Origin of the sequence: Serpens gallinarum, from assembly GCF_014836765.1 — a bacterium.
Taxonomy (GTDB): domain Bacteria; phylum Pseudomonadota; class Gammaproteobacteria; order Pseudomonadales; family Pseudomonadaceae; genus Serpens; species Serpens gallinarum.
In genome coordinates this window covers 1-12,674 of record NZ_JACSQG010000004.1, presented here as the reverse complement: position 1 = coordinate 12,674, position 12,674 = coordinate 1, and the positions used below count along the sequence as shown (strand labels likewise).

Genomic DNA, 12,674 nt, shown 5'->3' with positions numbered 1-12,674 from the left:
GGGCAATGGCAGCGGCTTAACCATAGCGCGCCGGGCGTGATGCGCCTGTTGGTGCCGTCCGGTTGGCTATCGTCTGGTCAGGGCATCGGCCAATCCAGGGCGAAACCCCGATCGCCGCTGTTATGAAGACTGCAGCCCAGGCGCGCACATTCGCGCTGCAGGGTGTCCTGTACCCATCGACGGTCCTCGCCCTCGGCCCACTCCAGGCGCAGGCGCCGCAGGCGGGTAGGCAGCAGCTCCAGCGCCAGCAGGCGGCCTTCATTGTCCAGGTCGGCGAAATACAACAGGCCGAGTTCGCCGCGATAGGTCGCGTGGCCTTCGATGCCTTCGTAGTCGTTCAACAGGTCGCCGCAGCCATAGAGAATCAAACGCTGGCGATAGACTTCGATGCCCTTGATATGGTGCGAAGAATGGCCATGCAGCACATCCACACCGGCGTTGTCGATCAGTGCATGGGCGAAGCGCCGCTGTTCTGCAGACACGGCAAAATCCCAGTTGCCGCCCCAGTGCAACGAGAGGACGACACGATCGCCGGGCCGTTTCCGGGCAGCAATGCAGCGGGTGATGCGCTGTACGCTGTGCATTGAGAGATCATCCAGGCGGGCCACACCCGGGCGATCATCACGGGCCGCCCATTCCGGCGGCACGCCGCAATCGCCGGTGGCAAAGGCAAACAGCAGCAGACGTCGTTCTCCCGGCAGCGCCAGGATGGCCGGCGCCTCGGCGCTGCGCAGGTCGCGCCCCGCGCCGGCATGGCGCAGGCCCTGAATGCCCAGGTGGTGGAGGGTGTCGGCGAGGCCGGTCTCGCTCCAGTCCAGCACGTGATTGTTGGCCAAGGAGCAAGCGTCGATGCGGGCGCTCAGGAGCACGGGCAGGTTGGCCGGGTGCATGCGGTAATGAATGCCCTTGAGCTGCGGCTTGCCTCGGCGGGTTACCGCTGTTTCCAGATTGACCAGGCGCAGGTCCGGTTGGCGTTGACTCAACGCCCCCAGCGCCACGCCCCAGACATAATCGAACTCCACCGGCCGGGGCACTGGCCCGTTGCGCCGTTCCGCCAGTTGCACATAGTCGCGGGCATCCTTGACCCAGGGTTCGTAGAGCCTGGGGTTGCCCGGGTGCGGCATGATCTGATCAATGCCACGGGCCAGCATCAGGTCGCCGGTCAGAAACAGCCGGCATTTGGATGCGCTACCTGACATGGCAGGTGCTCACGACGGCGTGGGGAGGAGGAGGCCATAGCCGTCCGCCAGCAGAGCCGCCACGGCCGCTGTGGTATCGAGAATGTGCAAGCGCCGCGCAACCAACTCCGCCGGCAGGCGAAAGGCAGGCACGCTGTCACAGACGACGATGTGCTCGAACTGCGGGCTGTCGAGCAGACCGGAGCCTTCGGTAAACAGCCCGTGAGCCGCGGCGGCGAACACGTGGCTGGCCCCGTTCGCCCGACAGGCTTGGCCGGCACGCAGCAGCGTGCCGCCAGTGCTGATCAGGTCATCGACGATGATGGCCGTCTTGCCTTGCACGTCGCCGCCCAGCAGCGCGCCGGTGACCACGTCATTGCTGCGATGTTTTTCCATCAGCGCACTGCCAACCGGACGGCCGATGCGTTGTTGCAGCGCCTGGCGGAACAGTTCCGCCCGCTTGGCGCCGCCCGCGTCCGGAGACACCGCAACCACCTCCGCATCGCCGAGCAGCAGCGGGGCGAAATGGGCGGCGAACAACTCGGCGCAGGACAGATGCAGGGTCGGTATGCGAAAGGCATTACCGAAGGCCGCGAGATCATGCACCTCAAGGCTCATCAACCGGTCCACGCCGCATGCCTCGCACAAGGTTGCGACATAACGGCTGATCACCGGGTCCTGGGGATGGGTGCGGCGTTCCTTGCGTCCATAACAGAGGTAGGGCGCGACCACTTGCACCTGACAAGCCCCGGCATCCTTGAGGGCCGCGCAGAAAAACAGCAGCCGGCAAAGCTTGTCGTGCACGCTGTGCCGGTTATCGCCATATAAGCCGTGGAAGACCACTACCTGCCGGCCATTGACCGACTCCAGAGGCCGGCATTTGTGCTCGCCGTCCTCGAACTCGTGCTCATCGTGGGGGCTTAGCGGACAGCCGAGACGTTGCGCCACGCGACGTGCGTAGTCCTGGCTGCCTTGCAGGGCGAACAGCATGGGTGGCTCTGTGCCCATGACACCTCTCCACGACGCGGCGCTGATGTTTTCAGCATTGTCCCTGTGGGGGCAGAGTCAAGTAGGTGGGCAGCTACCATTGTCCGTGAGATCAGGTATCAAACGGTACGGCTGGCCTATGCTGAGGATCAAGACGGCCCTGCTCGGCAGTCGGCAGGCGAGCGCACCGTAACCCGATCTTCACATCGACGGAGTACTCCATGAGCCAATACAAACGCCTGTTTCTGATCGCCGATCCCGTCAACCTGCAATCCGCAGCCATGCAGCGCGCCGCCGCGCTGGCCAGTGCCAGTGGCGCCGAACTGCACATCGCGGTGTTCATCGAACCTGTCGTGCCCCTGTTGCTGGACAAAGACTTGCGCGACACGGCGCGCAAGAATTACCTGCAGGAACAACGTTACAAGCTCAATGAGGCGGCCAAGCCGCTGCGTGCGAATGGCCTGTCGGTGACCTGTCAGGCCGTGTTCACCGATGATGTGCTGGAGGAAATTGGCCAGTACGCGGCGGAGCTGCAGCCGGACCTGTTGATCAAGGATGTGCGCCACGAACCGCTGCTCAAGCGCGTGTTCACCACGCCGCTGGACTGGCACCTGCTGCGCGAAAGTCCTGTGCCGGTGCACCTGGTCAGCGCCGATAATCTGCAGGCCTTGCCGCGCCGGGTCATTGCGGCGGTCGATCCTTCGCGTCCCGAAACGCAGATCAGCGGTCTGAACGAGCGCATCATCCATGAGGCGATCGGTCTGGCGCTGCAATGCAATGCCGAACTCCACCTGCTGTATGCATACGACCCGGCCCAGGCGTATGTCACGGATGCAGGCGGCAGTGGCTTGGCCTGGGCGGATCTGGCCAAAGATATGCGCCATTCACTGGAAAAACTCTTCGCCTCGCTGGCCGAAGAGCATGGTGTACCGCCCGAGCGTCAGCAGTTCGTGACGGGGGCTGCGCGAACGGCCATTTCCGAATGCGCCCATCGCCTGGAGGCCGACGTGCTGGTGATGGGCACTGTCCATCGGCAAGGCGATAACCGGCTGTTGGGCAGCACGACGGAGCACCTGTTGCACAAGGCGCCGTGCAGCATTTTGGCGATCAAGCCCTAGCTCGCCAGCTCTAAAGGGGGCCTTTGCCTGCGCTATCCGCGCGATCCTATACGAAGGCGCCCTTCCCCCAACAGGCGCAGGGACGGCGTAGCTGCGCCGCCCCCTCGTAGGCACCAGCTCCATTCAGCGATAGACGTTTGGTCGCAGGGCGAGAATCAGGACTTCTTCGCCGTCTGGAATGTCTCGATAACAACGCGGCCTCGCCGATTGCCGAGCCCACACGATGATTGAAGCCACGTGGATTGCATTTGCCTTTGGCTTGGGGCTGGTGGCTCGCCGTCTGGGGTTGCCGCCGCTGATTGGCTACCTGGGCGCTGGTTTTGCCCTGGCCGCCTTCGATAACCAACTTGGAATTACTCGCCAGGACAGCGAAATCCTGGGTCATTTGGCACATCTAGGTGTGCTGCTGTTGCTGTTCACGGTCGGCTTGAAACTCAAACTGGGTAATCTGGCGCGCCCCGAGGTAGTGGGCGTCTGTCTGTTGCACTTTATATTGTTGTTCGGGTTGATGCTGCCTCCGATCCTGCTGTTTCTGGACGTCAGCTGGCAAGACGGCCTGATGCTGTCGGTGGCGCTGACCTTCTCCAGCACCGTACTGGCGGCCAAGATACTCGAGAGCCGGCGAGAACTCCGTGCTTTTCACGGTCGGGTGGCAATCGGCGTGCTGATCGTGCAGGACCTGATTGCGCTGGTGGTGATGAGTCTGGCCAGCGGCCGTGCCCCGTCGCCCTGGGCGTTGCTGGTGTTCCTGCTACCACTGTTACGCCCATTGCTGTACCGCCTGCTCGATCGCAGCGGTCATGAGGAATTATTGGTGCTGCTTGGCTTGATGCTGGCGCTGGTGGTCGGTGGCGAAGGCTTCGAGGCGGTCGGGCTCAGTTCAGAACTGGGCGCGCTGGCCTTTGGCGTCTTGTTGGCCAAGCACCCGCGTGCCAATGAGCTGTCCGACTCGCTGTGGTCGGTCAAGGAAGTTTTTCTGGTCGGCTTTTTTCTACAGATCGGCATCGGCGGTCTGCCGGATGTCCATGCGTTGGTTTTCGCCGCAGTGATATCGTTGCTGTTGCCGCTCAAGGCGCTGCTGTTTTTTTTCCTGTTCCTGGCTTTTCGCCTGCGCTCGCGCAGCGCCTTCCTCAGCGCCGCCAGCCTGACCCACTACAGCGAGTTTGGCCTGATCGTCATCAGCGTGTTGATGCCGCAATGGCTGGTTCCCCTGGCGATCACCTTGGCTTTCTCGTTCATTCTGTCCGCCCAGTTCAACCGCGTCTCCGCGCAGTTTTATGACCGTCTGGCGAGTCGCCTGATTCCGCTGGAGCGCAATATCCGTCACCCCGATGAACAGCCGGTGTCGCTCGGCGATGCGCAGATTCTGGTCATGGGCATGGGCCGCTCCGGCCGCGCGGCCTATGACTATCTGCACGAAAAAGGCTACCGAGTGGTCAGCCTGGACTCCGATCCGGAGAAGGTCGAACGCGCCACCCGTGACGGGCGTAACATTCTCTACGCCGACGCCGAAGATCAGACCTTCTGGCAGAGCCTGGAAATGAATCAGACCGAGGCGGTGATCCTGACCATGAACGACGCCGAGGCGAAGATCATCGCCTGTCACAAGCTGCGTGAAAAAGGCTTCAAAGGCCTGGTGGTGTCCCACGCCCTCTACGAAGACGTCGCCCGGCAGATCGAGGCAGCAGGGGCGGACCACACCTACCTCACCATGACCGAGGCAGGCGCGGGCCTGGCGCAGAGCGTGGCGGAGCAGTTGGAGGGCAGGGCAGAGTAGTGCGGGGTTGGAAAAATCGATATTTCGGTCAGGTGAGATGGTCACAAATTACCAGTTTGTAATAGTCGGACACCTAATCTCGATTTAGCCTATGGCCTTTTTTTGGAGTCCGAGATGCGCATTCTGGTGGTCGAAGATGAAGTCAAAACGGCGGACTACCTGCGCAAGGGCCTGAGTGAGTCTGGCTATCGGGTTGAGGTCGCACTCAATGGCCTGGATGGTCAACAGCTGATCCAAACGCAAGCGTTCGACCTGATCATTCTCGATGTGATGTTGCCTGGCCTGGACGGCTGGCAACTGCTGCAAAATATCCGCCAGACTTCGCAAACGCCGGTGCTGTTTCTTACCGCCCGTGATGCGGTGGAGGACCGCGTAAAAGGCCTGGAGCTGGGCGCCGATGATTATTTGGTCAAGCCTTTTTCCTATGCCGAGCTGCTGGCGCGGGTGCGCACCTTGCTGCGTCGCGGGCCGCCGCGTGAGTCGGCGGAATTCCAAGTGGCTGACCTGCAACTGGACCTGCTGCGCCGCCAGGTCACCCGCCAGGGTGAGCGCATCAACCTAACCAACAAGGAATTCGCCTTGCTGCACCTGCTGATGAGCCGCGAAGGCGAGGTTCTGTCGCGTGCCTTCATTGCCGCGCAGGTGTGGCAGATGAACTTCGACAGCGATACCAACGTGGTGGACGTGGCGATCCGCCGTCTGCGCGCCAAGGTCGATGATCCGTACCCGCAAAAGCTCATCCACACGGTGCGCGGCATGGGCTATCTGCTGGGCGAGCAACCGTGATCCTCTGGCCCCGCTCGCTCAGCCTGCGCCTGGCATTGATGTTTGCCCTGGCCAGCACGCTGTTGCTCGGCGCCATCGGCCTTTACCTGTTTCAGGCGCTCAACAAAGAGGTGGCCTGGCGCGACGACCTGATCCTGCTCGGGCGTCTTGAGCGCATGCGCGCGCTGCTCGACGACAGCAAGAGCATCGACGCGCTGCGTAGCTGGCCACAGCTGTACGGCAACATGCTCGGCAACCGCGAAAGCCTGCTGTGGATCATCGACGAGCAAGGCCAGGTGCTGATCGAGATCAACCAGGCGGGCTTGCCGGTTCCCCAGTTGCCCGAGGGTGACATGGTCAAGTTGACCGACAGTCTGGGTAAAACACCGGCGCGGCTGGCCTGGGTTTCGGTGTATCGCGGCGAAAAAAGCGTCACCCTGGTCGCCGGCAAATTGCTCGACGAACGCAACCAGATGCTCGCCGCTTATCGCATCAAGCTCGCCCTCGCCCTGCTGATGGGGGCGCTGCTGGCTTTTATGCTGGGCTGGTTGGTCAGCCAGCGCGGCCTGCGCCCGGTGCGCCAGCTCGCCGCGCGCGCCGCCGACATCGATGTGCAGCACCTGCATCTGCGCCTCGATGAGACTCAGGAGGTCAGCGAGCTACGCACCCTGAGCCGGGTGCTCAACCAGATGCTGGCGCGCCTGGAAGACGGCTTCGCCCAGCTGTCGCGTTTCTCCGAAGACCTCGCCCACGAAATGCGCACGCCGCTGAGCAACCTCATGGGCCACACCCAGCAAACCCTGCGTAAAACCCGCTCCATCGAGGACTACCAGAACCTGCTGGCGTCCAATCAGGAGGAGTATGAACGCCTGGCGCGGATGATCGACAGCATGCTGTTCATCGCCCGCACCGAGCAGCCGAACACCTCGGTGAACCTGCAGCAGGTCGAGCTGCACCCGCTGCTGGAGCAGCTGTGCGAGTACTTCGAGGGCATGGCCGAAGAGAACGACATGCGCCTGGTCAACGAAACCGAGGGCAGCCTGCAAGCCGACCCGGACATGCTGCGCCGCGCTTTGGCCAATCTGCTGGTCAACGCCCTGCGTTATGGCGCGCCCGGTACGCCGATCCACATTCGCAATCAGCGCAGCGACGAAGGGCTGGAAATCAGCGTACACAACCAGGGCCCGCCGATTGCCGAGGAACACTTGCCCCGGCTGTTCAAACGCTTTTACCGCTGCGACCCCTCCCGTGCCCAGCCGGGCGGCTCCGGCGGGCTGGGCTTGGCCATCGTGCGCTCGATCATGCAACTGCATGGCGGCAGCGTGCGGGTGGAAAGCGGGGAGCAGGGCACCTGTTTTGTGTTGGTGTTTCCGCTGGGGGTGTAGGTGGGAGCATTTAAGCATTTGCTCCCTGACAGCGGCGCAGGGGAAGGTTCGTTATGGTGGACAGGTAAAGCGTTGTCCACCCTACGTGGCCGTAACGTTTTGCAGACAAGGTGAAGCCTTGGCCGACTTCAGCAGGGATAACTTCCGACCTCAGCATAATTCCGGTGGTTGTCTGGTCTAGGGGCCAGTTGAAAGGGATGTTGGCCCTCAGAGCAACCCCTGCAAGGTCGCCAGGGTATCGGCCTCCTCGACGCGCTTGTCGGTACGCCAGCGCAGAATGCGCGGAAAGCGCACCGCCACGCCGCTTTTGTGGCGCTTGGACAGCGCGATGCCCTCGAAGCCCAGCTCGAAGACCATTGAGGGCGTAACGCTGCGCACGGGGCCGAAGGTCTCCACCGTGGTCTTGCGAATGATGGCGTCCACCTGACGGATTTCCTCATCGGTCAGTCCCGAATAGGCCTTGGCGAAGGGCACCAGCACCCGCTCGCCGGGCGCCGAATCATCCCAGACCGCGAAGGTGTAATCGGTGTAGAGACTGGCGCGGCGGCCGTGGCCGCGCTGGGCGTAGATCAGCACCGCATCGACGAAGAACGGATCGATCTTCCACTTCCACCACAGACCCAGGTCGCGGGTGCGCCCCACGCCATAGAGCGAGTCTTGGCGCTTGAGCATCATCCCTTCCACGCCGAGGGTGCGCGAGGCTTCGCGCTGCTCGGCCAGCGCTTCCCAGCTCTCGCCGCTCAGCCGGGGCGACAGGCGCAGGGTCGGCGCGGCGATCTCGCCGACTAACTGTTCCAGCACCGTGCGGCGTTCGGCTTGGGGGCGGCTGCGCCAGTCCTCGCCCTGGTATTCGAGCAGGTCGTAGGCCAGCAGCACGGCTGGCGCGTCGTCGAGCACGCGGCGAGTCAGGGTCTTGCGGCCGATGCGTTGCTGCAACAGGGCGAAGGGCAGAATGCCGAACGCCGCCGTGCTGCCGGCCGGTGGGTCGCGCCAGGCGACGATTTCGCCATCCAGCACGCAGCCATCCGGCAGCCCCTCGGCCAGCGCCTGCAGCTCGGGAAAGCGCTCGGTGATCAGTTCCTCGCCACGCGACCACAGCCAGGACTGGCCGTCGCGGCGAATCAGCTGCGCGCGAATGCCGTCCCACTTCCATTCCACCAGCCAGTCTTCAGGCGGCCCGAGCAGCGCCTCGAACCGCTCCAGCGGTTCCTGCAGCGGATGGGCCAGGAAAAACGGGTAGGGCTGGCCGCCGCGTTGGGCGTGTTCGTCGGTGGACTCCTCGGCAATCAACGCCAGGTAACCGACCATGCGCTGGGCGACGCGCTTGGCATCCACCCCGGCCAACGTCGCCAGCGCGCGGGTCACCAGCAGCTTGGAGACGCCCACCCGAAACGCTCCGGTGATCAGCTTCAGGCACACCAGCAGACTCGGCCGATCCAGTTGCGCCCACAATGGGGCGAGGCGCTCGGCCAACTGCTCCGGCGGCATCAAGGGCAGCAATTGATGCTCCATCCACCAGGCCAACCCCTGGTCATTGCCGGTGCCGGCCTCAGGCAACAGCAACGCGATGGTCTCGGCCAGATCACCCACCGCCTGGTAACTCTCCTCGAACAGCCAGTCGGGCAGATTGGCCTGGCGTGTGGCCAGGTCGCGCAGCAGGCGGGTGGGCACCAATTGGCGGGGCTTGCCGCCGGCCAGAAAGTACACCGCCCAGGCCGCATCGGCCGGCTCGGCCTGGCTGAAATAGGCCTGCAGCGCCTGCAGCTTGGCATTGCTGGACGTGGTGGCATCCAGCTGCGCGTAGAGTTCGGCGAAGGCCTTCATGACGACTCCTCGCTGACCGGCGTGTCGTCCTCCTCGCCGTACTCGGTGGCAAAGGCCCGGGCATCCAGGCCTTGTTCGCAGAGGTAGCGCACCAGCGGTTCGACCTGGCCGTGGGTGGCCATCACCCGCTCGGCGCCGGTCTGCCCGATGGCCCACAGCAGGCCGGGCCAGTCGGCGTGATCGGACAGCGCGAAGCCTCGATCCACGCCACGCCGGCGGCGCGTGCCGCGCAACAGCATCCAGCCGCTGGCGAAGGCATCGCTGCAGTCACCGAAACGGCGCATCCAAGTGCTGCCCCCGGCCGAGGGCGGCGCGATCACCAGCGCCTGGCGCAGCTCCGGGTCGTTCTTGCGAACGTCGCCGGCGTAGCGTGTGGCCGGCAGCGCCACGCCGGCGGCGCGGTACACCGCATTGAGCGGCTCCACCGCGCCATGCACCAGCAGCGGGCCGATGCTGGCATCGATACCGTGGAGAATCCGCTGCGCCTTGCCGAAGGCATAAGCGAACAGCACGCTGGCCCGCCCGGCCTCGGCATTGCTCCGCCACCAGGCATTGATGTCGGCGAAGATCTCCGCCTGCGGCGCCCAGCGGTAAATCGGCAGGCCGAAGGTCGATTCCGTGATGAAGCAGTCACAGCGCACCGGCTCGAAGGCCGCGCAGGTGCCATCCGGCTCCACCTTGTAATCACCCGACGCCACCCACACCTCGCCCTGGTACTCCAGGCGCACCTGCGCCGAGCCCAGCACATGGCCGGCGGGATGGAAGCTCAGGGTCACGCCGTGATGGTCGATGCGCTCGCCGTAGGCCAGCGTCTGCAGGTTGATGTCCTGCCCCAGCCGCGCCCGCAGAACGCCCTCGCCGGGCGCGGCAGCCAGATACTGCCGACTGCCCCAGCGCGCATGATCGCCATGCCCATGGGTGATCACCGCCCGATCCACACCGCGCCACGGGTCGATATAAAAATCACCGGCCGGGCAATAAAGGCCTTCCGGGCGGGCAACGATCAGGTCCATGCAGATACCTGGGCAAGAGGGTTCTGCAGGTTAAGAGTGGGGTAGGGCGGGGGAGGTTCGAACCTCCTTTTTGTTGAGTAACCAAGCCCCGCAGCAGACAAGAGCCGCAGCACATTATTTTGTGTAATAGAACGAAACGCTGACAAACGCCCTGTCGTTAACGGTCAGCTCACACAGGTCGCCAGGCCGCACGTAGTGCTCTTCTAATACAGGAATGGGCTCGCATTTGAGAGCGAGAGTAATGTTGTTAGACGGGTAGTGCCGGGTAAGACCGGTCTTGGTCGCGTTCTCTAGGTCGCCGAGCATATGTCTTCGGTCGTTAATCCAGACTTCCACCTGCGGCTTGAAACCGCTTAGAAGTCGGAAGCCATCGCCAGAGAGGTAGCAGATGTCAGCAGTGATGCGTTTTCCGCTTACGAGCTTGGCGTCCCCGTAACATGCGTTCTTGCGCGACGGGGTAGTGACAACACCATGGCCCCGGTCTACCCAGGTAGGAGCCGCTGGAGGTGTCTGTTGAGCGGTTGCACAGCCAGCGAGCAAGGTTGCGCCAATGGCTAAAATAAGCAGGCTTTTATGAGTCATGGTCAGGCCGATAAGGGAGTCGGACCACCATGATGTCAAAATAGAATTAACATTTCAGCAGGCATGACCCAGCAAGGGACAGCGCTATTTCATTCGCTAACTAAGACAGGAATAAATTTGCTCCTTTTGGTATCTGCCGGGTGGAATTGATGACTCATTTGAGCAGGGCTCTAGCCCTGCTCATCACATCTTCGCTGGGCAGCGTGGACACTTTCATCATCAAGCTCTTCAGCTCTACGTCGGGCCTCAAGCAGCCAATCGGAACTGAGTTCTGGATCTGATGGCGAATCCAGACTCAATACCAATCGCTGAATCAGCTGTGCTCGCTCTCTTCTTTAGAAAGGTGGAGCGCCTCTTCTTCAGTTTTTTGGAGATTCACGGGGGCAACCTCTCAATCACGGGGTCCCTGGACTCACGCATCTGCGCCGAGCCCCGCACGACAAGTTCATCTGATCGAGCCGTTACCCGAATCGCTTGCATGCTCAGTGCCGCCCGGCCACCTCTGTTAGCCACCGCTGCCCAACAAACCGCTCAAGCCGGCCTGATGTTCTGGTTCATCCGGAAGAAGTTGGTCGGGTCGTACTTCTTTTTCAGCTCCACGAGTCGGTTGTACGTATCGCCGTAGGCGAAGGCGATGCGGTCGGTTTCGTCCTGGGTCAGGAAGTTGATGTACGCGCCACCGCTGGCAAACGGCTGTGCCTTGGCGAAGAACTCGCGCGCCCAGGCGATGCCACGCGCGTCCTCGTCGGCGGACTCCCAGCGTCCATGCACATTCATCACGTAATTGGCGTCCCGACTCGAGTACGCCATCGCGCCGGGTGCCACACGCCCTGTCTGGCCGCCGATCGTGCCGATGAAGATCTCGCACTGTGCCGAGGGCAGCTTGGCGGCGTACTCGAGGATGATGGCGATGGCCTCATCGTTGAGCTGGGAAAAGTTATGCGACTTCCAGTAATTGCGCGCCCCAAAGGCCAGAAGGGGGTCGAATGCCTGCTGCCAGGCGCAATAGGGTTGTACGCCAATATGTTCGCCGAGCGGCGTGCCGAACCCGCGCAAGGGTTCAATCAGCTTCTGGCCCTCAGCGGGGTCCCCCGCATAGCACAGCGCCAGCGCGACCATTTCTTTGCCGTGGACCTCGTCGGGCAGGAAGGGCAGCGGGGGCGCCTTGCGTGTCACCATCCAGACGTTGAGTTCGTCCGGCATGGTCCGGGTGAAGTGGGCGAACTGCGTGAGCACGGCCTTCGCCTGGTCGAACGGGAAGACGATAAGCCCGCTGAGCACGTCCGGCCCGACCGGATGCAGCTGGAACTGAAAGCGGGTGACGACACCGAAGTTGCCACCGCCCCCGCGCAGACCCCAGAAAAGGTCGGCGTTTTCCGTTGCGCTGGCGTGCACCTGGCGGCCATCCGCCGTGACGACATCGGCGCCGAGCAGGTTGTCCACGGTCATCCCGTACTTGCGGCTCAGCCAGCCGAAACCACCGCCCAGAGTCAGGCCGGCTACGCCCGTGGTCGAGTTGATGCCCAGCGGCGTGGCGAGGCCGTGTGCCTGCGCGGCCTTGTCGAAATCAGCGAGGGTGCAGCCGGGCTCAACGCTCGCCTGGCGCGCGTCCGGGTCCACCTGCACGTTCTTCATCAACGACAGATCAATCATCAGGCCGTCGTCGCAGACGGCATTGCCGGCAATGTTGTGCCCGCCGCCGCGAATCGAGACGAGGAGGTTGTGCGTGCGCGCGAACGTGACGGCTTGGACGACATCTTCAGGCGACGTGCAACGGGCGATCAGAGCGGGGCGGCGGTCGATCATGGCGTTCCAGATCTCACGCGTCTCGTCATAGGTCGGGCTGCCGGGAACCAGCACTTCTCCGCGAAAGTGGGTTTTGAAGGCGTCGATATGGGTTTGCTGAAGCGGTTTCATAGGGACCTCCGCGAGTGGCGGCGAAGGAAAGGGTCCGCGAGTGCGTCAATGGTATGCGATCCATGAACCCCACCTGTTAAATGATGGGCGTTCCGTTTAGCGTGGCAGAGCTGGCGTGCAGTTCCACG

Annotated in this window: 10 protein-coding genes; 4 read left to right on the top strand and 6 right to left on the bottom strand. The window is 63.1% G+C overall.

Annotated features, from left to right (window positions below):
• Window positions 1–77: 77 nt before the first annotated feature.
• Together H9642_RS09370 and H9642_RS09365 are read right to left on the bottom strand one after the other, a co-directional pair.
• Complete coding sequence (locus tag H9642_RS09370; RefSeq protein ID WP_251836178.1) at window positions 78–1,199, bottom strand: CapA family protein; 1,122 nt, start codon at window positions 1,197–1,199, stop codon at window positions 78–80.
• Between the two features lie 9 nt (window positions 1,200–1,208).
• The gene (locus tag H9642_RS09365; protein ID WP_251836177.1) at window positions 1,209–2,186 is read right to left on the bottom strand and encodes a ribose-phosphate diphosphokinase; all 978 of its coding nucleotides are present in this window, start codon (window positions 2,184–2,186) and stop codon (window positions 1,209–1,211) included.
• Window positions 2,187–2,386: 200 nt separating this feature from the next.
• Between H9642_RS09365 and H9642_RS09360 the strand changes: the two genes are divergently transcribed.
• The 4 genes from H9642_RS09360 (at window position 2,387) to H9642_RS09345 (ending at window position 7,210) form a co-directional block, all read left to right on the top strand.
• Window positions 2,387–3,283 carry a universal stress protein gene (locus H9642_RS09360; RefSeq protein WP_251836176.1) on the top strand — a complete coding sequence of 299 codons (897 nt, stop codon included), beginning with the start codon at window positions 2,387–2,389 and terminating at the stop codon, window positions 3,281–3,283.
• Between the two features lie 223 nt (window positions 3,284–3,506).
• Window positions 3,507–5,060, top strand: coding sequence for a cation:proton antiporter family protein (locus H9642_RS09355; RefSeq protein ID WP_251836175.1), 1,554 nt, complete (start codon window positions 3,507–3,509; stop codon window positions 5,058–5,060).
• 114 nt (window positions 5,061–5,174) lie between these two features.
• The gene (locus H9642_RS09350) at window positions 5,175–5,846 is read left to right on the top strand and encodes a heavy metal response regulator transcription factor (RefSeq protein ID WP_251836174.1); all 672 of its coding nucleotides are present in this window, start codon (window positions 5,175–5,177) and stop codon (window positions 5,844–5,846) included.
• A complete protein-coding gene (locus H9642_RS09345) occupies window positions 5,843–7,210 on the top strand; it encodes a heavy metal sensor histidine kinase (RefSeq protein WP_251836173.1) in 1,368 nt (455 codons plus the stop codon). The genes H9642_RS09350 and H9642_RS09345 overlap by 4 nt, the downstream gene beginning before the upstream one ends.
• A gap of 207 nt (window positions 7,211–7,417) precedes the next feature.
• Here the strand turns inward: H9642_RS09345 and H9642_RS09340 are convergent, their stop codons facing one another.
• The 4 genes from H9642_RS09340 to H9642_RS09325 all read right to left on the bottom strand — a co-directional run bounded on the left by H9642_RS09340 (window position 7,418) and on the right by H9642_RS09325 (window position 12,546).
• A complete protein-coding gene (locus H9642_RS09340) occupies window positions 7,418–9,034 on the bottom strand; it encodes an ATP-dependent DNA ligase (RefSeq protein ID WP_251836172.1) in 1,617 nt (538 codons plus the stop codon).
• Window positions 9,031–10,047: a ligase-associated DNA damage response exonuclease gene (locus H9642_RS09335; protein ID WP_251836171.1), complete on the bottom strand. Its 1,017-nt coding sequence runs from the start codon at window positions 10,045–10,047 to the stop codon at window positions 9,031–9,033. Before H9642_RS09335 ends, H9642_RS09340 begins: the two co-directional genes overlap by 4 nt.
• Before the next feature lie 752 nt (window positions 10,048–10,799).
• Window positions 10,800–10,928, bottom strand: coding sequence for a hypothetical protein (locus H9642_RS09330; protein WP_251836170.1), 129 nt, complete (start codon window positions 10,926–10,928; stop codon window positions 10,800–10,802).
• Window positions 10,929–11,160: 232 nt separating this feature from the next.
• A complete protein-coding gene (locus H9642_RS09325) occupies window positions 11,161–12,546 on the bottom strand; it encodes an FAD-binding oxidoreductase (protein ID WP_251836169.1) in 1,386 nt (461 codons plus the stop codon).
• Window positions 12,547–12,674 lie beyond the last annotated feature (128 nt).

Excerpts from the sequence above, each read along its gene's own strand:
- H9642_RS09350 (WP_251836174.1), top strand. The coding sequence starts at position 5,175 with ATGCGCATTCTGGTGGTCGAAGATGAAGTCAAAACGGCGGACTACCTG.
- H9642_RS09325 (WP_251836169.1), bottom strand. The coding sequence starts at position 12,546 with ATGAAACCGCTTCAGCAAACCCATATCGACGCCTTCAAAACCCACTTT.
- H9642_RS09340 (WP_251836172.1), bottom strand. The coding sequence starts at position 9,034 with ATGAAGGCCTTCGCCGAACTCTACGCGCAGCTGGATGCCACCACGTCC.
- H9642_RS09360 (WP_251836176.1), top strand. The coding sequence starts at position 2,387 with ATGAGCCAATACAAACGCCTGTTTCTGATCGCCGATCCCGTCAACCTG.
- H9642_RS09370 (WP_251836178.1), bottom strand. The coding sequence starts at position 1,199 with ATGTCAGGTAGCGCATCCAAATGCCGGCTGTTTCTGACCGGCGACCTG.
- H9642_RS09355 (WP_251836175.1), top strand. The coding sequence starts at position 3,507 with ATGATTGAAGCCACGTGGATTGCATTTGCCTTTGGCTTGGGGCTGGTG.
- H9642_RS09335 (WP_251836171.1), bottom strand. The coding sequence starts at position 10,047 with ATGGACCTGATCGTTGCCCGCCCGGAAGGCCTTTATTGCCCGGCCGGT.
- H9642_RS09365 (WP_251836177.1), bottom strand. The coding sequence starts at position 2,186 with ATGGGCACAGAGCCACCCATGCTGTTCGCCCTGCAAGGCAGCCAGGAC.